The following is a 19,207-nucleotide window of genomic DNA, read 5'->3' as shown; positions in this document are numbered from 1 at the left end:
CCCCTCTGGCTTTTAGGGCTTTTGAAGAAAGGGCGGCAATTGGCCATTCCAGGACGTTAATGTTCCCCCTCCCCTTCAGGCAGGCGGACCGAGGGGTGGGGGGCGTGCCCCACGCGAAAGCTGTCCTGTAGAGGCACGCCCCCACCCCAACCCCTCCCCTGAAGGGGAGGGGCTTAATGACCGCAATCCACCCATACCGCAATTTCATCGTTGCCGGGGTGGCGTTCCGGCTGTTGCTTGCCTAACTAGGGCCAATGGCAAGAAGCAGCCGATCCAATGACTGGGGCTTTCCCCGCTGGCGCAGCTACGGCGCATCGCGTGAGGCGCAACAGGTGCGCCTGTGCGACCGTCACGGCTGCGACCAGCCCGGCGCCTGCCCCGCGCCCAAATCGCCCAACAGCCCGGAACGCTGGTATTTCTGCACCGATCATGCGGCGGAATATAACCGCAACTGGGACTATTTTCAGGGCCTGGACAAGGAAGAGCGCGAACAGCGGGAACGCAATGAACGGCGCGATGCGGGCGGTTATCAGAACAGCGCCTATCACGGTTGGGGCGGGCCGGGTGACGGCACGCGGTCGCGGGACGAGATGCACGCGCTCCAGGCGCTGGAACTGGAGGATGACGCCGATTTCGAGGCGGTGAAGAAAAGCTGGCGGCGGCTGGCGAAGGAATATCATCCCGATGTGAAGCCCGGCGACGCGCAGGCGGCCGTGCGCTTCCAGACGATTCAGGCCGCCTATGAAGTGCTGCGCGCCGCGGAGGAACGGCGGACGTGGAAACCACGGGAGCGGGCGGATTGAAGGATCGGATCCGGTCGAACTGGGACCATGCGGTGCTGATCTGCCGCAAATGTTCGAAGAAGCTGGACGGTGGTTTCGGTCCTAACGGCGACGAGCGGCTGGCCAAGGCACTGCGCAGGCATCTTTCGCTGAAAAAAGGGCGCAAGGCGGCGGCGGGGATCGTCGAGGTCAATTGCCTGGGCGTCTGTCCCAAGGGCGCGGTGACGGTCGTCAATGGCGCGCAGGCGCGCGACTGGTTGCTGGTGCGGCCGGGCGCCGATCTGGATGAATTGGCCGGGGCGTTGGAACTGGCTCCGGCCCGCGACTGACCGGAAAAGCCGGCCTTCCTCAGCCGGCGCGCCGGATTGGCGGCGTCTCGATCAGCCCCGCTTCGGTCAGCAGGGGCATGAGTAGCCCCTCTTCCTTCTTTATCCGTTTCAGGACGGCATCCAGGATCTGACGGCTTTCGTAGCAGAAATCCGCCCATTCGCGCTCGATCCGATCATCGCTCCAGCGGGACATATAGGCGGAAAAGGTCCGGGCGATGGGCGCCATCTCGATTTCGAGCCTGCGGGCCGTCTCGCGCAGCAGGTCATGATCCTGCCGCTGGATATTGGGGTATAATATCCGGTCTTCCAGCGCCAGATGCGCCATTAGCAGGCGGGCGAATTGCCAGCGCAGCGTACCCAGCCTTTGTGGATTGCCGTCGTCCGCGATCGCCTGTCCGAACCGGGCCGCGAGAGCCTCCAGTTCGTCATGCTGCCTTTGCAATTCGTCGAGGTCCATGACCGTTTTCCTCGTTCCCGTGACGCATATTCCTATGGCGGGGTTAAGAAACGGTTGTGCTCTGTTCGCAAAGACTTGGGTGGGTCGCCCGCCGCGCGTCCCAGGCGGCGGGCGATCCGTCGATCAGGCCGGCTGGTCGGCGCGGCTGACGCCCTGGCCGTCCAGATTCCGGGCGGCGAAATCCCAGTTGATCGCTTCCTTCAGGACGCGGTCGGCATAGTTGGGGCGGGCGTTGCGATAGTCGATATAATAGGCATGTTCCCACACATCGAGGATCAGCAGCGGCGCGTGGCCTTCATGCGCGACCGGGGTGTCGGCGTCATGATAGCTGGTCACTTCCAGCTTGCCGTTCTTCAGGATCAGCGCGGCCCAGCCGCTGGCGAAATGGCCGACGGCTTCGGCTTTCAGCTTTTCGATCAGCGCGTCGACCGAACCGAAGGCTTCTTCGATCTTGGCGAGCAGGTCGCCGCTCGGCGCGGTCTTGGTGGGCGAGAGGGATTGCCAGTAGAATGTGTGGTTCCAGATCTGGCCGACCTGGTTGAACAGGCCGCCCTTGGACGACTTGATCAGTTCGACCAGCGACTTGCCCTGGAGCGCGGCGTCGGCGGCGACCAGTTCATTGGCTTTCACGACATAGGCATTGTGGTGCTTGCCGTGGTGGAAATCGAAGGTTTCGGCGGTCAGAATGTCGCCAAAGGCATCCTTGGCATAGGGAAGGGGGGGCAGAACAAAGGCCATGTCGGAACTCCTCGGGTTCTTGGATCTGGTGGCCGCATAACGATGGTGCGGCCGGAAGGCTCCCCGCCCCTAGCAGTGTTATCGGCTTACGGAAAACAGGATATTTTCGTACAATATGCGGAAATATCCATGTGACAGCGGCGTAACGATGACATAGCATCGCCGGTCAGGCCGCCCGGAGAATGCGGCGGTCGGAACTTGGGGGAAGGGTCCATGGCAAAATTCTTCGGCAATCTGAATCTTGTGCTGGTCGCGGGGCTGTTGCTCGCGATCGCGGTCATGTTCGGCGCGCATGCCGGGCTGGTCGACGCCAACGCGATCTTCCGGTGGCTGCACTTCTTCTTCGGCCTGACCTGGATCGGGCTGCTTTATTATTTCAACTTCGTCCAGATCCCGACCATGCCGAAAATCCCGGCAGAGTTGAAACCGGGCGTTTCCAAGCATATCGCGCCCGCCGCTTTGTTCTACTTTCGCTGGGCGGCGGCCTTTACGGTGCTGACCGGGCTGATCGTCGCCTGGCTGGCGGGCTATATCCATCAGGCATTGCTGGTGCAGGCGCCCTATACGCTGATCGGCATCGGCATGTGGCTGGCGCTGATCATGGCGTTCAACGTCTGGTTCGTGATCTGGCCGAACCAGAAGAAGGCGCTGGGCATCGTTCCGGCGGAGGATGACGTGAAGGCGAAGGCGGCGACCACCGCGATGATGTTCAGCCGCCTCAACACCTTGCTGTCGCTGGCGATGCTCTATTGCATGGTGAATTTTAGCTGATCTGGCGGGGCGGGCGTTCCGCGACGCCTGCCCCTATCCCTGCGGCGGGGTGGTTTCGCCAACCTCGTCGCTGTCCAGCTTTTCGCCCAGGTCCAGGCCGTGGCGCATCAGCATCGGTATGTTGGCGGCGGCGAAGACGACCGACACGACGGTCACGCCCCACACCTTGACGGCAAGCCAGCTATCGAAGCTCATCGTCCGGCGCATCACTTCGTTGCCGAGCGCCATGAAGACGAAGAAAAAGGCCCAGTTGCGTGACAGTTTGCGCCAGCCCTCTTCGGTCAGCCCGTCATAGGCGGCCTGAAGCAGATATTTGAGCAGCGCCTTGCCGCGCATCAATCCGGCGAACAGCATCAGCGCGAAGAAGGCGTAGATGATGGTCGGCTTGATCTGGATGAAGCTCTGGTCGCGGAAATAGATGGTGAGGCCGCCGAAGAAGAGGATCAGCAGCGCCGAGAGCCAGAGCATGGGCGACACGCGGCCCAGCTTCACCTTCGATATGATGACGGCGATGACGATGGCGGCCATGAAGGCGGCGGTGCCGAACGTCATGGCGGTGATCGGATTGCCCGGTCCCCACAGCCATCCCGCGCCCTTGTAGGTCAGGAAGAAGACGAGGAGCGGGCCGAAGTCCAGCGCTAGGCTGAGATTGCCGCCATGAGAGGGCTTTTTAGGGTCGGCCATTTGCTTACTCCGTCATCCCAGCGGAAGCTGGGATCTCGTGCGGCTGGGTTGTGCCGTGGAGGCCTGAGATGCCAGCCTGCGCTGGCATGACGAAGGGGTGGCGATCACCGCGCATAGGCCGTCCCCGCGATCGCCCGCGCCATGTCGCCCGGATCGAAGGGGCGCAGATCCTCGATCTTCTCGCCCACGCCGATGGCATGGATGGGCAGGCGATATTTCTCCGCCGCCGCGACCAGCACGCCGCCGCGCGCCGTTCCGTCCAGCTTGGTCATGACCAGCCCTGTCACCTGCGCGACTTCCTTGAAAACCTCGATCTGGCTCAACGCATTCTGCCCCGTGGTGGCGTCCAGCACCAGCACGACGTCATGCGGCGCCGCCGGGTTCAACCGGCCCAGCACGCGGCGAATCTTCGCCAGTTCGTCCATCAGTTCGGTCTTGTTCTGAAGGCGCCCGGCGGTGTCCACGATCAGCACGTCGATGCCGGTGGCGGTCGCCTGCTTGACCGCGTCGAACACGATGCCCGCCGCGTCGCCGCCCTCCTTGCCCGCGACGATGGGGATGCCCAGGCGATCCGCCCAGACCTTGAGCTGGCCGATGGCGGCGGCGCGGAACGTGTCGCCCGCCGCCAGCATCACGCCATAATCCTGCTCCAGGAAATTATTGGCGAGCTTGGCGATGGTGGTGGTCTTGCCGGAGCCGTTGACGCCGATGACGAGGATGACCTGCGGGCGCGGGAACGCCTCGATCTCCAGCGGGCGGGCGACGGGGGCGAGGGTCTTTTCGATCTCCTCCGCGATGATCTCGCGCAGATAATCTTCGGTGAGTTCGCGGTTGTAGCGGCCTTCGGACAGGCGGTCGCGCACGCGGGCGGCCATGGCGGGGCCAAGGTCGCTGACGATCAGCGCTTCCTCGATCTCGTCCAGCGTCTGCTCGTCCAGCGCGGCCTTGGTGAAGAGGCCGGTGAGATTCTCGCCGAGCTTGTCGGAAGTGCGCTTGAGGCCGCCGAAGAGGCGATCGCGCCAGCTTGTGCCGGGTTCAGTCATTGCTGCGCCTCTTGCGCGATCAGCGCGCCATTCTCAAGGCCCGTAATCTTCGCATGGATGATGGAGGAGGGCGTTTGCGGCGTCGCGAAGCGCACCGGGGCGAAATTTTCCGCGTGGCCTGAAAGCCCGTTGCGCTCGACCAGCACGGATTGGGTCGAGCCGATGAGGCTTTGGAGCCAGCCTCCCCGTTGCGCTTCGCAGGCGGAGCGGAGGCGGGCGGCGCGGGCCTTGATGACGGCGCGGTCGACCTGCGGCATGCGGGCGGCGGGGGTGCCGGTGCGCGGGGAGTAGGGGAAGATGTGGCCGTGCACGATGGCGCATTCTTCCACTAGCCTGAGGCTGTTTTCGAACATGGCTTCGTCTTCGGTCGGGAAGCCCGCGATGATGTCCGCGCCGATGCTGATGTCGGGGCGGGCGGCCTTGAGCCGTTCCACGATGCGGACGGCGTCGGCGCGGCTGTGGCGGCGCTTCATGCGCTTCAGGATCATGTCGTCGCCCGCCTGGAGCGAGAGGTGGAGGTGCGGCATCATGCGTGGTTCATGGGCGAGCAGGTCGAACAGGCGCTCGTCGATCTCCACGCTGTCGAGCGAGGACAGGCGCAGGCGGGGGAGGCCGGGTACGCCCTTCAATATGCGCTCTATCAGCAGGCCGAGCGAGGGCGCGCCGGGCAGGTCGGGGCCGTAGCTGGTGACGTCAACGCCGGTCAGGACGATTTCCCGATAGCCTGCGTCGACCAGTTCTTTCGCCTTGTCGATGACCGCGCCTGCGGGGACGGAGCGGCTGTTCCCCCGGCCATAGGGGATGATGCAGAAGGTGCAGCGATGGTCGCAGCCATTCTGCACCTCCAGGAAAGCGCGGGCATGTTCGGCGAAGGCGCTCGCCATATGGGGGGCGGTTTCGCGGACGGCCATGATGTCGGAGACCTGGATTTGCGCGCCCCCTCCGTTCGTTTCGAGCGAAGTCGAGAAACCCTCGCGCACCCGTTTCTCGACTTCGCTCGAAACGAACGGGGTGTAGTGAGTAGGGTCCATTTTCTCGCGGTTGCCGATTACCGCATTGACTTCGGCCATTGCGGCGAACGTCTCAGGCTCGGTCTGGGCCGCGCAGCCCGTCACCATGATCCGCGCATCGGGGCGGTCGCGGCGGGCGCGACGGATGGCCTGCCGGGTCTGGCGCACCGCTTCGGCCGTTACCGCGCAGCTATTGACGACGATCAGATCATCCTGCCCGCCCGCCATCTCCCGAATCGCCTCGCTCTCCGCGATGTTGAGGCGGCAGCCGAGGGTGATGATCTGCGGCCCGCTCATCTCAGAAGCGCGCCCAGTCAGCCTCGCCGTCGAAGACATGGGTGGCGGGGCCGGTCATCATGATAGGCCCGCCCGGCGTCCAGTCGATCACCAGATCGCCGCCCGGCAGGCTGACCGTGGTGGGGCCGCTCACCAGCTTGCGCCGTACCGCCGCTACCGCCGTTGCGCAGGCGCCGGTGCCGCAGGCGCGGGTCAGGCCAGCGCCGCGTTCCCAGACGACCAGGCGGATATGATTGTCGCCGACGATCTGAGCGAAATTGACGTTCACGCGGGCGGGGAAGAGCGGATCATGCTCGATCAGCGGGCCCAGACGCTCGAAGTTCACACCGTCCAGATCGTCCACGAAGAAGATCACATGCGGATTGCCGACATTGACCGCGACCGGGGCGGGGAGGTCTTCCCAGCTTACCGGCATGGTCAGCGTGTCCATGGCGTAGGAGAGGGGGATCGCGTCCCATTCCAGCCGGGGCTGGCCCATGTCGACGCTCGCGCCGCCGTCGACGGCCTTTGCGTCGAGCAGGCCCGCCTTCGTCTCGATCAGCACGTCGCGGCCGACGAACAGGGGGACGCAGCGGGTCGCGTTGCCGCAGGCTTCCACTTCGCTGCCGTCGCTGTTGAAGATGCGCATCGACACGTCGGCGCGGTCGCTATTGCCGATCAGGATGAGCTGGTCGCAGCCGATCCCGGCATGGCGGTCGGCGATGGCCATGGCGCGCGCCTCCGTCATGTCGAGCGCAGTCTCCCGCGCGTCGATCACGACGAAATCGTTGCCTAGTCCATGCATTTTCGAAAAACGGCCCATAGTGCCGCGCATGTAGGGCTTGTGAGATGAAAAGGCCAGCCTATGCGGCGTTCAGGGATGCCCGCCTGCGTCCATAGAGGAAATAGACGGCCAGGCCGATGGCGTTCCAGATCAGGCAGGCGATGATGGTCTTCACCGGCAGGCTGACGAACAGATAGGCGCAGCCGCCGATGGCGCCCAGGCCGACCAGCCATCCGGCCGGGGTGCGGAAGGGGCGTTTCATGTCCGGGCTGCGGCGGCGCAGGATCAGCAGGCAGGCGCCCACGGCGGTGAAGGCGATCAGCGTTCCCGCATTGGCCAGAGCGGCGATCTCGTCTATGGGCAGCACGCCCGCGATGATCGCGACCAGCACGGCGGTGACGGCGGTGATGCGGGCGGGCGTGCCGCGCTTCGAGATTTGCGCCAGTCTTTGCGGCAGGAAGCCGTCGCGGGCCATGACCAGGAAGATGCGGCTCTGGCCGTAAAGGAAGCCGAGCAATACGGTCGGGAGCGCGATCACCGCTGCTATGGCGACGATCCGCGCCACCTGCCCCTCGCCCATTTCGCGCAGGATCAGCGCCAGCGGCTCCGGGCTGTCGGCGAAGCGGGTGAAGGGCATCGCCCCGACCGCTGCCGCCGCGACCAACACATAGATGAGCGTGCAGGCGGCCAGAGAACCGACGATGCCGATGGCCAGGTCGCGCTCCGGATTCTTTGCCTCCTCCGCCGCCGTGGAGATGGCGTCGAAGCCGTAAAAGGCGAAGAAGATGATCGCCGCCGCCGCCATGACGCCGCGTTCCACCCCGTCCGGCCCCATCGACTTGGCGAAGCCGAAGGGCATGAAGGGCTGGAGATTCTGCGCGTCGAAGGCGGGCAGGGCGATGGCGACGAACAGGCTCAAGGTCGCGATCTTGATGAGGACGAGCAGGCTGTTGAGGCGGGCGCTTTCATGCGTGCCCAGCATCAGCAGCCCGGCGACCACGGCGATGATGAAGATGGCGGGCAGGTTGACGAGGCCGCCCAGTTCCGGCCCTCTGGTCAGCAGGTCCGGGAACCCCATGGAGGTCAGCAGCGGCGCGGCATAGCCGGACCAGCCCACCGCCACGGTCGACACGGCCAGCGAATATTCGAGGATCAGGCTCCATCCCACGATCCAGGCGATGCCTTCGCCCAGCACGACATAGCTGTAGCTGTAGGCGCTCCCGGCGGCGGGCATCATGGTGGACAGTTCGGCATAGGCCAGCGCGGCGCAGGCGCAGATGGCGCCCGCAATGGCGAAGGACAGCAGCACCGCAGGCCCCGCCCGGTCCGCGCCGACGCCGATCAGCGTCAGGATGCCCGTGCCCACGATCGCGCCGACGCCCAGCGCCAGCAGATGCGGCCAGGACAGGGTGCGCGCCAGCCGGTGCCCTTCATGGGCGGGCATCATCGCTTCCATCGGCTTGCGGCGCGTCCAGCTCATAGTCTTCCCCTTCCGGCGGGCAGCTTGCCGACGCGGGCGCGGCTGGCAAGAAGAAATTATACAAGTGTAAGGCAGCGGGGGCCGTCCCCTCGCGATTCCCCTGATATTCTGTTAAAGGGGCGAAAATAAAGGTCGCGATGGCTTAATCTTCTAGGGGGAGGGGGCTCATGGAGGCTGCTGCGTCGATCGTTCCGGATTCTGTCCGGAAGGGCCGGAATAACGGCTTTTATCTGGGAATGTCGGTCGCCATCGCGGCGACGGTGATCGGGGGCTTCGGCTCCTTCGCGTTGCGCGGGATGGTGGATGTTTCCCGCGTGCCCTATTGGGTGCATGTCCATGCTGTGGTGTTCATGGGCTGGACCTTGCTGTTCGTGATGCAGAACGCCCTTGCCCATCGCGGGTCGATGGCCCTGCATCGGCGCATGGGATGGGTCGCCGTCGGGCTGGCGACGGCGATGGTGCCGCTGGGCGTGCTCGCGGCTGTCATGGCGGTGGTTCTGGATCGCGTGCCGCCTTTCTTCACGCCGCCGATCTTCCTGGCGTTGAGCGCGTTGGAACTGATCGCCTTCGCCGTGCTGCTGACGGGCGCGATCCTGCTGCGGCGCCGGATCGAATGGCACAGGCGGCTGATGCTGTGCACGATGGTCGCGATCATCGGGCCGGCCTTTGGGCGCCTGCTGCCGATGCCCTTATTGGGGCAGTGGGGCGGGCTGGCCGTGATGGGCGCGCAGATGCTGTTCGTGGCGGTCGGCGCGGCCCATGATCTTGCTTCGCGCGGGCGGGTGCATCCGGCCTATGGCGTGGGCGCGGCGGTGATCCTGGCCGAGGGGCTGGCCGTGCCGATGCTGGCCGCGACGCCGCCGATCCTCCGGCTGACTGCCGCCCTGACCGCCTGAGCCGCTTTCGGTTGCATGGGCGGCGTCCCTGCGCTAAGGGCGCCCCTGCAATCGGGCGGTTCGCCGCCTGATACCCTGACAGATCCATGGCGCCCGAATGGGGCACCGGATGGACGCTGGCCGGCGAGGTTTCGCCCGCCGGCGATTTTGTCGTTTGGCGGGGTAGCGCAGTTTTCCGGGCCTTTCCGGCCCAAATGAGGTGATGATGTTCGATTCGCTCAGCGATCGTCTAGGTGGGGTATTCGACAAGCTGCGTGGGCGCGGTGCGCTTACGGAGGACGATGTCCGCGCCGCGATGCGCGAGGTGCGAATCGCGCTGCTGGAGGCCGACGTCGCGCTTCCGGTCGTGCGTCAGTTCGTCGAGCAGGCGACGGAGCGGGCGGTCGGCAGCGACGTGCTGCGGTCGGTCACGCCGGGGCAGATGGTCGTCAAGATCGTCTCCGACACGCTGACCGAGACGCTGGGCGCCGAAACCAGCGACCTGCTGATCGACGTGACCCCGCCCGCCGTCATCATGATGGTCGGCTTGCAGGGGTCGGGCAAGACCACCTCCACCGCGAAGATCGCCAAGCGCCTGAAGGAAAAAGAGCGCAAGAAGGTGCTGATGGCGTCGCTCGACGTTCAGCGCCCGGCGGCGCAGGAACAGTTGGCGGTGCTGGGCACGCAGACCGATGTGGCGACCCTGCCCATCGTGCCGGGCCAGCAGCCGGTCGAGATCGCCAAGCGGGCTTTGCAGGCGGCGAAGCTCCAGGGCTTCGACGTGGTGATGCTCGACACCGCCGGTCGTCTGCACGTCGATCAGGCGCTGATGGACGAGATGAAGGCGGTGGCCGAAGTCTCCAACCCGGCGGAAATCCTGTTGGTGGTCGACTCGCTGACCGGGCAGGACGCGGTGAATGTCGCGACCAGCTTTACCGCGCAGGTGCCGCTGACCGGCGTAGTGCTGACCCGTATGGACGGCGATGCGCGAGGCGGCGCGGCGCTGTCGATGCGCGCCGTCACCGGCCGTCCGATCAAGTTCGCGGGTACCGGCGAAAAGCTGGATGCCATCGAGCCTTTCCACCCGGCACGCGTAGCGCAGCGCATATTGGGCATGGGCGACGTCGTCTCGCTGGTCGAGAAGGCGGCCGAGACCATCGACGCCGAGGAAGCCGACAAGCTTGCCAAGAAAATGGCCAAGGGTCAGTTCGACATGAACGACCTGCGCGCCCAGTTGAACCAGATGCGCCGCATGGGTGGCCTTGGCGCGCTGGCGGGCATGTTGCCGGGCCTCAAGAAGGCGCAGGCGGCGATGGCCAATAGCGGCGCCAACGACAAGACGCTGATCCATCTGGACGCGATGATCGGGTCGATGACGCCCAAGGAGCGCGAGAAGCCCGCGCTGATCAACGCCAAGCGCAAGATTCGCATCGCCAAGGGCAGCGGCACCACGGTGCAGGAAGTGAACCGTCTCCTGAAAATGCATCAGGAAATGGAAACGGCGATGAAGAAGATCCGCAAGATGGGCGGCCTGAAAGGGCTGGCCAAGATGTTCACCGGTGGTGGGCTGGATGGGATGCTCGGCGGTGGCGGCGCGCCTCCGCAGGGTTTGCCGGGATTGGGCGGCAATATGCCGAACCTGCCGCCCGGCTTTCAGAATTTCCTGAAGAAATAAGCAAATTCAACATTTTGGTTTAGAGTAGAAAGGTCAATTTCCATGGCAACGTCCATCCGTCTGTCGCGTGGCGGCTCCAAGAAGCGCCCTTATTACCGCATCGTCGTGGCTGACAGCCGCGCCCCGCGTGACGGCAAGTTCATCGAGCGCATCGGCAGCTACAACCCCGTCCTGCCCAAGGGCGACGAGAAGCGCGTCGTGATCGACGTCGAGCGCGCGAAGCATTGGGTTGCCGCCGGCGCGCAGCCGACCGACCGCGTGGCCCGCTTCCTGGACGCCGCGGGCGTGAAGGAACGCGCTGCCCGCAACAACCCGAAGAAGGCCGAGCCGGGTCAGAAGGCCAAGGATCGCGCCGAAGACCGCGCCGCCAAGGCCGCCGAAGCTGCTGAAGCCGCCGAAGCCGCCAAGGCTGCCGCCGCCGAGGCCGCTGCCGCTCCGGCCGCTGAAGAAGCGCCCGTCGAAGAAGCCGCTCCGGCTGAAGAAGCTGCCGCCGAGCAGACCGAAGGCTGATCGACTTGACCGACAAGCCCGTCACTCTCGCCGTCATCATCGGCGCGCATGGGGTGGCGGGCGAAGTCCGTCTGAAGCTGTTCGGGGAGGGGGCGGAAACGCTGAAATCCTATGGCGGCTTCGATGCGGGGGGGCGCACATTGACCTTGAAGTCGGTGCGCCCCGGCCCCAATGGCGCGGTGGCGCGCTTTGCCGAGGTCGGTGATCGCACGGCGGCGGAAGGGCTGCGCGGGACCGAACTGACGGTGCCTCGTTCGGCTTTGCCCGCCCTGGGCGAGGGCGAATATTATCATGCCGACCTGATCGACCTGCCCTGTTTCTCCAGCGAGGGAGAGGGTCTGGGCCATGTCGTGGCGGTCGAGAATTTCGGCGCGGGCGACATCATCGAAGTGGAGCGGCCCAACGGCAAGCGCTTCATGGCGCCGATGCATGCGGTGACCATCGCGGAAGGGCGGGCGGTTATAGAGGCTGCTTTCGCGGCCTGACCCTTCTCGCCGGATATTGACCTGCGGTGCTCCTGCGCAGGCAGGAGCAGGTTGCGCGTGAATGAGAGAGAGTTGGAGGGCGAACCATGCTGAAAATCCTTGCCGCTCTCTATCCGCTGCTGATGGTGGCCGCTGGCTGGCGCCTCTTCACCATGTCCTGGTCGCGCGCGCTCAAGATCGCTGCGGGTGTGGCGATGGTGGTTCCCATTCCGATGCTGTTCCTGCTGCCCGCGCTGGTGCAGCCGGACCGTCCCTTTGCTGATTTGCTGCGCACCATCGGTATTGCGCTGATGTTCAGTGGCGGGGTGTCGCTGCTGGGCGGCATGGCGGCGGCGTGGCTCAAGGGGCGCAGGGCGTGAGCTTCCAGGCCCAGATATTGACCCTCTATCCGGAGATGTTTCCGGGGCCTTTGGGCGTATCGCTGGCCGGACGGGCGCTGGCTGAGGGGAAATGGGCCTGCGATCCGATTCATATCCGCGACTTCGCCACCGACAGGCATCGCACGGTGGACGATACGCCCGCTGGCGGCGGAGCGGGCATGGTGCTGCGCGCCGACATATTGGGCCTTGCCATCGATCATGCGCTGGAAAAGCGTCCGGACCTGCCCGTCATCGCCATGACGCCGCGGGGCGCGCCGGTCACGCAGGGGCGGATCCGCGAACTCGCCGCCGGTCCGGGAGTCACCATCCTCTGCGGCCGGTTCGAGGGGTTTGACGAGCGGATTTTCGAGGCGCGGCCCGTCGAGCAGGTCAGCATGGGGGACATCATCCTTTCCGGCGGGGAAATGGGCGCGCTGATGCTGCTGGATGCTTGCATCCGCCTGCTTCCTGGGGTAATGGGCGCCGCTTCCAGTGGGGATGAGGAGAGCTTCGAAAGCGGCCTTCTCGAATATCCGCACTATACTCGACCCGTTGAATGGGAAGGGCGTACGATCCCTGAAGTGTTGCGATCGGGGGATCATGCGAAGATCGCCGCCTGGCGGAAACAAAGGGCGGAAGAAGATACACGGCTAAGGCGGCCGGACCTTTGGGAACGTCATATCGGCGTTCGGGACCAGTCGCCCTCTGGTGCGCAACGCGAAAAGTAGGACTTAGAAGTCATGAACCTGATCCAGCAGATCGAGGCCGAGAATATCGCGGCCCTGGCCAAGGATATCCCGGATTTCCGCCCCGGCGACACGCTGCGCGTCGGCGTGAAGGTCGTCGAAGGCGACCGCAGCCGCGTCCAGAATTACGAGGGCGTCTGCATCGCCCGCTCCAACAAGGGCATGGGCAGCAACTTCACCGTGCGCAAGATCAGCTTCGGCGAGGGTGTGGAACGCGTCTTCCCGCTCTATTCGCCGAACATCGATTCGATCACCGTCGTCCGCAAGGGCGTGGTGCGTCGCGCCAAGCTCTATTATCTGCGCGGCCGCACCGGCAAGCGCGCTCGCATCGCCGAGCGCCGCGACGTGCGCAGCGAGGATTGATTCTCCCAAAAAGCTGTCCTTGACAGTTGTAAAAAAGAGACAGGCGGCGCCTCATGCGGGCGTCGCCTTTTTCTTTGTGTTTCAACGGTTTGATCCGATCCTCGCGGCCTTCCTCCATGCCTTGCCGAAAATGATTACGCATGCTCATCGAAATTCGTTTTTGCTCGATAGCGGTTTCGTGTCAGCGTTCCGTTTCCAGAGATTGCTCAATATTTCGAACGATCAGACCTGTCGGTCTGGCGCAAGGGCAAGTGTGTCTCGAAGAGATTTGGAGAAATAGATTCAGTTAAAACAAGAAAATATCTTTCGGGAGAGGCTCTCTTAATAACAAAAGCAAGGGGCCTGTTCATGAACTCAAAGAGTTTCGTTTCTCGTGCCGCCATGATTATTGCGCTATCGTCTCCGGCGTCCGCTCTGGCCCAGACCGGTGATCCGCAGGCAGCCTCCACCACGGACGGAGCGGCGATCATCGTCACCGGCACCCGCCTCACCGGCATGCGGGCGGTCGACAGCCCAGCGCCGATCCAGCTTTTGAGCGCGGAAACGTTGCAGCGCACGGGGTCTCCGGACCTGATGCAGAGCCTGGCGCAGCAGCTTCCCTCGGTTCAGGCGCAATCCTTCGGCGGTGACCTTCAGGCGCATAACCTGCAGATGAAGCTGCGCGGCCTCAGTCCGAACCACACGCTGATCCTGGTCAACGGCAAGCGCCGCCACGGCACCGCCAACGTATCTGTCGCGGGTGGCCCTTATGGCGGCAGCGCGGCGCCGGACGTCAGTTTCATCCTGCCTGAATCGATCGAGCGCGTCGAAGTGTTGCAGGACGGCGCAGCCGCGCAATATGGCACGGACGCGATCGCGGGTGTCATCAACTTCCTTCAGAAGAAGGCCGATCATGGCGGGTCGATCAACCTGACGGGCGGCGAATATTATGATCAAGGCGGCAAGACCTACGCGATCGGCGGGAATATCGGCTTGGCCCCCTTCGACGGCGCCTATCTGAACATCTCCGCGCAGAAGAAGCACAAGGGGTTCAGTTTCCGGGGCGACATCAACCCGCAGGCGATCCGGCTGTCTTCGACCTATCCCGAAATCAGGAATCTGCCCGGCTATCCCTATACCAACCGGATCATCGGCGATCCGCACATCGACCAGACCGTCGTGAACTACAATGCCGGCTATGAATTCGGCGATTATGAAATCTACAGCTTCGGCAGCTATGGCCACAAAAAGGCCGCCGCCTATGAAAACACCCGCCCGCCGACGACGGTCGTCAGCGCCAGCGGCGTGCCCTATTATGCGGGCGGTTTCCAGCCGCAGGAGCGGATCGACGAAACCGATTATTCGGTGACCGGCGGCTTCCGCGGCGCGATCGGCGACACGACCTTCGACCTTGCCTCCACCTACGGCAAGGATGTGGTCGAGGTCTATGTCTACCACTCGGCCAACGCCCAGCTCTACGCCGATACCGGTTTCACGCCAGAAACCTTCCACAATGGCGATTTCTTCAATACCCAGTGGAGCAACACGCTTGACCTGACGCATGCGTTCGACGTGGGGCTGTCGGAGCCGGTCAACGTCGCGGCGGGCCTGGAATTCCGGCATGAAACCTTCGGGATTCGGTCGGGCGATCCGGCGTCCTATTATGGCGGCGGCGCTCAGTCCTTCTTCGGCTATAGCCCCAATGACGCGGGCAAGTACAAGCGGGACAATTTCTCGCAATATCTGGACATCAGCCTGAAGCCGGTCGAAAACTGGCTGGTCGACGGCGCGGTGCGCCACGAACATTATAGCGATTTCGGCGACACGACCGTCTTCAAGCTGACAACCCGCTACGATTTTTCCGATGCTTTCGCGTTGCGCGGCACGGTCAGCACCGGTTTCCGCGCGCCTACGCTGGCGGAAGGGGGCTATTCGGGCCTGAATGTCGGGCCGGGCTTTGTCGGCGGCGTGCTGCCGCCCGCTTCGGCTGCGGCGGGCGCGCTGGGCTTCGGGGGACTCAAGCCCGAAAAATCGACCAACTTCAGCCTGGGCACCGTCTTCAACCCGACGCGCAACTTCACCCTCACGCTCGACGCCTATCAGATCACGATCCGCAACCGCATCATGACCTCGACGGCTTTTTCGGGCTTTACCGGCAACCGCTGCCCAGCGGGCTATGCCGGCAGCAACGCGGCCGCCTGTCTGCCCTTCGATGCGGACCAATATGCCATCTACAACCAACTGGCAGTGCTGAGTGCGGTGAATGCGGCGCTGGGCGGTAGCAGCACCGTGACCGATTGGCGGACGGCTGATGCTATCCCCGCCTATGTATTGTTCGCGGACAATGGCATCGACCGGAACACCGAAGGCGGCGTGTCCGTGCAGAGCTTCGTCAACGGCGTGAAGATGCGGACCAGGGGCGTCGATCTCGTGGCGAGCTACATCGGCGATCTGGGCGAATTGGGCCGGCTCGACCTGACGCTGACCGCCAATTACAATCAGAACAAGGTGCTGGGCATCAATCCGCTTCCCTCTGCGCTCTATTCCAGCACGATCAATCTCGAACTGACCCGGCTGATTGATGCGACAAGCGAGGTGGAACTGGAGCACAGCACGCCGCGCTTCCGGGGCACGTTCAACGCCTTCTGGACCTGGGGCAAGTTCACGGCGAACCTGCGCGAAAGCTATTATTCGCAGGTCTACACGCTGGAAACGGCGCGTAGCGGTCCGGATGCGGGCAATCTGATCAAGGTGCCGGTCAAGGAGGCGTTCATCACCGATCTTGAACTGGGCTATCAGATCGCCAAGCCGATCAAGATCTCCGTGGGCGCGAACAATCTGTTCAACAAATATCCGACGCAGCGGTCCAAGGAGTTCATCCGCAACACGGAGCTGGCCAATCAGGAGCGTGGCTATTCGACGAGCAAATATCCGACCTTCTCGCCCTATGGCATCAACGGCGGCTATTATTATGCGCGCGTGAACGTGACCTTCTGAGGAACATGGGCGGGCCGCCCGGCCTGCCCTTTTCGACCGGAAAGGCGGCGAACGGCAGAGGTCCGTCGCCGCCTTTTCTTCTATCTGGTACGTAAGCCTATGCCGCTTCTTCATCGTCTCGCCCTTCCGGCCGATGAACCATCGCTTGTCCATGTCATGAGGCTGGCCATAGACCGCCTGCAATCCGCCTTTCTGACGCCCGGACAGGTGAAGGCCAGCCATGGCTTCATGGGGCTGGACAGCCGCCTGATCGCGGACGGCACTTATTTCGTCATCGAGGCCCAGGGGCGCATCGCCGGTTGCGGCGGCTGGAGCCGGGGCGCCACGGCCTATGGCGGCGACCATAGCGCGGGGCGGGACGACCGGCTGCTCGATCCGGCGATGGAGGCCGCCAAAGTGCGGGCGATGTACACCCATCCCGATCATGTGCGGAAGGGCGTGGGGACGTTGATCCTTTCGCTCTGCGAAGCGGCGGCGCGGGCCGAGGGCTTCGCGGCGCTGGAATTGTCCGCTACCATGGCGGGCGTGCCGCTCTATCGCAGCTTCGGTTTTGTCGATGTGCGGGCTTTCGAGGATAGCGGCGTGCCGCTGATCCTGATGCGCAAGCCTATTTCCGACTTGTGAACCAGAGGCCGATCAGGCTGAGCGCCGCCGCCGCCGACATATAGAGGCCGACCAGTTCCACGCCCTGCACCTGGATCAGCCAAGTCGCGACGATGGGCGCCATCGCGCCGCCGATGATGCCGCCCAGGTTGAAGGCGAAGGATGCGCCGGTGTAGCGCAACTGCACCGGGAAGAGGTGCGGCAGATAGGCGCCGAGCGGGCCATAGACGAAGCCCATCAGGAGCAGGGCGAGGCTGAGGATCAGGAAGATCGGCAGCAATTGTCCGGTCCCCATGGCGGGGCCGAAGATGATGCCCATCAGCACCGTGCCGATGCAGCCCGCGACCAGCACGCGGGTGGGGCTGCTCTTGTCCGCCCACCAGCCCGCGATGACGATGCTGAGCGCCATGAACAGGATCGCGCCCAACTGGATCGCGAGGAAGGTCTCCCGGTCGATCTTGAGCGTTGTGGTGCCGTAGCCAAGCGCGAAGGCGGTCGCGATATAATAGACGGCGAAGCAGGCGGCGCAGGCGAAGGTGCCCGCGACGGCCGCGCCCAGATGGTTCTGGAGCAGCGTGGCGAGCGGGACGGCGGGCGGCGGCGCTTCGGCGCGGGCGGCGGCGAATTCGGGCGTTTCCGTCAGCTTCAGGCGAATCCACAGGCCCAGCAGCACCAGCACCGCGCTGCCCAGGAAAGGCAGGCGCCAGCCCCAGGCGAAGAAATCCTCATCGGTGAGGAAGGTGCCGAGGATCAAGAACAGCCCGTTGGCGGCCAGGAATCCCACCGGCGCGCCCAGTTGCGGGAACATGCCGAAACGGGCGCGCCAGCCCGGCGGGGCGTTTTCCACTGCCAGCAGCGCCGCGCCGCCCCATTCGCCGCCAAGGCCAAGGCCCTGACCGAAGCGCAGGAGGCAGAGGATCAGCGGCGCCCACCAGCCGATGCTTTGATAGGTGGGCAGGAATCCGATGGCGAGCGTCGATCCACCCATCAGCATCAGCGACGTCACCAGCGTCGCCTTGCGCCCGATGCGGTCGCCATAATGGCCGAACACCGCCGCCCCCAGGGGTCGGGCGAAGAAGGCGAGGGCGAGGCTGCCATAGGCGGCCAGCAACTGCGCAGAGGGGGAGGAGGCGGGGAAGAAGAGCGGCCCGAAGACAAGGCTGGCGGCGGTGGCGTAGATGTAGAAGTCGTAAAATTCGACCGCCGTGCCGATCAGGCTGGCCGCCAGCACCCGTTTGTGCCGCAGCATCGCGCCGATTCCGCCCATATCGTCCGAAGCTGCTTCCACCACCTGCACTGCCCCCGTCGCCATCATTTCGCTCTTTTCTGGTTCAGCAATTCATAGGCCATGACGGCGCAGGCGACCGCTGCGTTCAGGCTGTCCGCCTTGCCCAGCATCGGCATCTTCACCAGCAGGTCGCATTCCGCCTCATAGGCTTCGGGCAGGCCCTGCGCCTCATTGCCGACCAGCAGGAAGCTGGGGCTTTGATAGCGGGGTTCCTGATAGTCGTGCGTGGCCTTCAGGCTGGTGCCGATCAGTTCGCCCGGACCCTGCCGCAGCCAGTGCATGAATTCGCCCCAGCGCGCCTGGGTGATGGACTGGGTGAAGAGCGCGCCCATGCTGGCCCGCACGGATTCGACGGAGAAGGGGTCGACGCAATCGTCGATCAGGATGAGGCCGCCCGCGCCGACCGCGTCGCCGGTGCGCAATATGGTGCCCAGATTGCCGGGATCGCGCAGTGACTGGGCGACGATCCAGATGTCGGCCTTCGTGCGGTCGAGCTTCGCCAGCGGGGTCAACCGGTCGCGATAGACGCCGACCACGGCCTGCGCATTATCCTTGCCGCTGATCTTGGAGAGAATGTCGGGCGTGGTTTCAATGACGTCGCCGCCCGCCGCCTCCATCGCCGCGATCAGGTCGATGGCGAGGGGATGGGTCGATCCGGCGTGGAACAGCATTTCCGGTAGCACGCCTTCTTCGCGGGCTTCGGTCAGGATGCGGAGACCTTCGGCCAGGAACAGCCCCTCGGCCTTGCGGAATTTCTTTTCCCTTAGGGAACGGACGCGCTTCACCAGCGGGTTGGAAAATCCGGTGATCTCTCGCGCCACGATGCTGTCTCTCGCCCTTTTCGAAGGTTCGCCGAAACGGCCTCTCTATAGGGGGTGCGGGGAAAAGGGTAGGGGGATTGGGATGTTGGGGCGGTGGGTAGAGTTTGGCCAATCCAAGACATTCCCCTCCCGCAGGCGGGAGGGGCTAGGGG

General features: G+C 64.4%; 21 protein-coding genes. 12 read left to right on the top strand and 9 right to left on the bottom strand.

Going from position 1 to position 19,207, the window contains the following annotated elements; all coding sequences use genetic code 11:
- Nucleotides 1-254: 254 nt before the first annotated feature.
- Nucleotides 255-803 carry a J domain-containing protein gene (locus BV95_RS20750; RefSeq protein ID WP_037456748.1) on the top strand — a complete coding sequence of 183 codons (549 nt, stop codon included), beginning with the start codon at nucleotides 255-257 and terminating at the stop codon, nucleotides 801-803.
- Nucleotides 776-1,111, top strand: a complete 336-nt coding sequence (locus BV95_RS20745) for a hypothetical protein (RefSeq protein WP_037456746.1) — start codon at nucleotides 776-778, stop codon at nucleotides 1,109-1,111. The genes BV95_RS20750 and BV95_RS20745 overlap by 28 nt, the downstream gene beginning before the upstream one ends.
- 19 nt (nucleotides 1,112-1,130) lie before the next feature.
- Here BV95_RS20745 and BV95_RS20740 read toward each other — a convergent pair whose 3' ends face one another.
- Together BV95_RS20740 and BV95_RS20735 are read right to left on the bottom strand one after the other, a co-directional pair.
- Nucleotides 1,131-1,568 carry a hemerythrin domain-containing protein gene (locus BV95_RS20740; RefSeq protein ID WP_037456744.1) on the bottom strand — a complete coding sequence of 146 codons (438 nt, stop codon included), beginning with the start codon at nucleotides 1,566-1,568 and terminating at the stop codon, nucleotides 1,131-1,133.
- Between the two features lie 123 nt (nucleotides 1,569-1,691).
- Nucleotides 1,692-2,306, bottom strand: a complete 615-nt coding sequence (locus BV95_RS20735) for a superoxide dismutase (RefSeq protein ID WP_037456742.1) — start codon at nucleotides 2,304-2,306, stop codon at nucleotides 1,692-1,694.
- A 213-nt stretch (nucleotides 2,307-2,519) separates the two neighbouring features.
- Between BV95_RS20735 and BV95_RS20730 the strand changes: the two genes are divergently transcribed.
- Nucleotides 2,520-3,077, top strand: coding sequence for a urate hydroxylase PuuD (locus BV95_RS20730; protein WP_037456739.1), 558 nt, complete (start codon nucleotides 2,520-2,522; stop codon nucleotides 3,075-3,077).
- A gap of 33 nt (nucleotides 3,078-3,110) precedes the next feature.
- Here the strand turns inward: BV95_RS20730 and ispZ are convergent, their stop codons facing one another.
- The 5 genes from ispZ to BV95_RS20705 form a co-directional block, all read right to left on the bottom strand.
- Nucleotides 3,111-3,761 (bottom strand): septation protein IspZ, encoded by a 651-nt coding sequence (gene ispZ / locus BV95_RS20725; protein WP_037456736.1) that lies wholly within the window; start codon nucleotides 3,759-3,761, stop codon nucleotides 3,111-3,113.
- A 104-nt stretch (nucleotides 3,762-3,865) separates the two neighbouring features.
- Nucleotides 3,866-4,804 carry a signal recognition particle-docking protein FtsY gene (gene ftsY / locus BV95_RS20720; protein ID WP_007684392.1) on the bottom strand — a complete coding sequence of 313 codons (939 nt, stop codon included), beginning with the start codon at nucleotides 4,802-4,804 and terminating at the stop codon, nucleotides 3,866-3,868.
- Nucleotides 4,801-6,111 carry a tRNA (N(6)-L-threonylcarbamoyladenosine(37)-C(2))-methylthiotransferase MtaB gene (mtaB, locus tag BV95_RS20715; protein ID WP_037456731.1) on the bottom strand — a complete coding sequence of 437 codons (1,311 nt, stop codon included), beginning with the start codon at nucleotides 6,109-6,111 and terminating at the stop codon, nucleotides 4,801-4,803. Before mtaB ends, ftsY begins: the two co-directional genes overlap by 4 nt.
- Nucleotide 6,112: 1 nt before the next feature.
- Nucleotides 6,113-6,913 (bottom strand): diaminopimelate epimerase, encoded by an 801-nt coding sequence (gene dapF, locus BV95_RS20710; protein ID WP_037456728.1) that lies wholly within the window; start codon nucleotides 6,911-6,913, stop codon nucleotides 6,113-6,115.
- A 40-nt stretch (nucleotides 6,914-6,953) separates the two neighbouring features.
- Nucleotides 6,954-8,354, bottom strand: coding sequence for an amino acid permease (locus tag BV95_RS20705; RefSeq protein WP_037456725.1), 1,401 nt, complete (start codon nucleotides 8,352-8,354; stop codon nucleotides 6,954-6,956).
- 236 nt (nucleotides 8,355-8,590) lie between these two features.
- Here BV95_RS20705 and BV95_RS20700 point away from each other — a divergent pair, with 236 nt between their 5' ends.
- From BV95_RS20700 to BV95_RS20660, 9 genes are all read left to right on the top strand, one after another.
- Nucleotides 8,591-9,250 (top strand): hypothetical protein, encoded by a 660-nt coding sequence (locus BV95_RS20700; RefSeq protein WP_051749923.1) that lies wholly within the window; start codon nucleotides 8,591-8,593, stop codon nucleotides 9,248-9,250.
- Nucleotides 9,251-9,452: 202 nt separating this feature from the next.
- Nucleotides 9,453-10,904: a signal recognition particle protein gene (gene ffh / locus BV95_RS20695; RefSeq protein ID WP_037456722.1), complete on the top strand. Its 1,452-nt coding sequence runs from the start codon at nucleotides 9,453-9,455 to the stop codon at nucleotides 10,902-10,904.
- A gap of 42 nt (nucleotides 10,905-10,946) precedes the next feature.
- The gene (gene rpsP, locus BV95_RS20690; RefSeq protein WP_037456719.1) at nucleotides 10,947-11,414 is read left to right on the top strand and encodes a 30S ribosomal protein S16; all 468 of its coding nucleotides are present in this window, start codon (nucleotides 10,947-10,949) and stop codon (nucleotides 11,412-11,414) included.
- Nucleotides 11,415-11,419: 5 nt separating this feature from the next.
- Nucleotides 11,420-11,899: a ribosome maturation factor RimM gene (rimM, locus tag BV95_RS20685; protein ID WP_037456716.1), complete on the top strand. Its 480-nt coding sequence runs from the start codon at nucleotides 11,420-11,422 to the stop codon at nucleotides 11,897-11,899.
- An 86-nt stretch (nucleotides 11,900-11,985) separates the two neighbouring features.
- The gene (locus BV95_RS20680; protein ID WP_037456714.1) at nucleotides 11,986-12,258 is read left to right on the top strand and encodes a hypothetical protein; all 273 of its coding nucleotides are present in this window, start codon (nucleotides 11,986-11,988) and stop codon (nucleotides 12,256-12,258) included.
- Nucleotides 12,255-12,986 (top strand): tRNA (guanosine(37)-N1)-methyltransferase TrmD, encoded by a 732-nt coding sequence (trmD, locus tag BV95_RS20675; RefSeq protein ID WP_037456711.1) that lies wholly within the window; start codon nucleotides 12,255-12,257, stop codon nucleotides 12,984-12,986. The genes BV95_RS20680 and trmD overlap by 4 nt, the downstream gene beginning before the upstream one ends.
- A gap of 12 nt (nucleotides 12,987-12,998) precedes the next feature.
- On the top strand, nucleotides 12,999-13,367 hold the full coding sequence (rplS, locus tag BV95_RS20670) for a 50S ribosomal protein L19 (RefSeq protein ID WP_037456708.1): 369 nt from the start codon (nucleotides 12,999-13,001) through the stop codon (nucleotides 13,365-13,367).
- A gap of 348 nt (nucleotides 13,368-13,715) precedes the next feature.
- Nucleotides 13,716-16,343, top strand: a complete 2,628-nt coding sequence (locus BV95_RS20665; RefSeq protein WP_234703264.1) for a TonB-dependent receptor plug domain-containing protein — start codon at nucleotides 13,716-13,718, stop codon at nucleotides 16,341-16,343.
- Between the two features lie 99 nt (nucleotides 16,344-16,442).
- A complete protein-coding gene (locus tag BV95_RS20660; RefSeq protein WP_037456706.1) occupies nucleotides 16,443-16,967 on the top strand; it encodes a GNAT family N-acetyltransferase in 525 nt (174 codons plus the stop codon).
- Here BV95_RS20660 and BV95_RS20655 read toward each other — a convergent pair.
- Entirely contained in the window at nucleotides 16,951-18,258 is a 1,308-nt protein-coding gene (locus BV95_RS20655; protein WP_037456750.1) for an MFS transporter, read from the bottom strand. The genes BV95_RS20660 and BV95_RS20655 overlap by 17 nt on opposite strands.
- Nucleotides 18,258-19,055: a TrmH family RNA methyltransferase gene (locus tag BV95_RS20650; RefSeq protein ID WP_037456703.1), complete on the bottom strand. Its 798-nt coding sequence runs from the start codon at nucleotides 19,053-19,055 to the stop codon at nucleotides 18,258-18,260. Before BV95_RS20650 ends, BV95_RS20655 begins: the two co-directional genes overlap by 1 nt.
- Nucleotides 19,056-19,207: the final 152 nt, after the last annotated feature.

Source organism: Sphingobium chlorophenolicum, assembly GCF_000722875.1.
GTDB classification, from domain to species: domain Bacteria; phylum Pseudomonadota; class Alphaproteobacteria; order Sphingomonadales; family Sphingomonadaceae; genus Sphingobium; species Sphingobium chlorophenolicum.
Note: the sequence above shows the minus strand (reverse complement) of the source record. Positions and strands in the feature narration are given on the sequence as shown.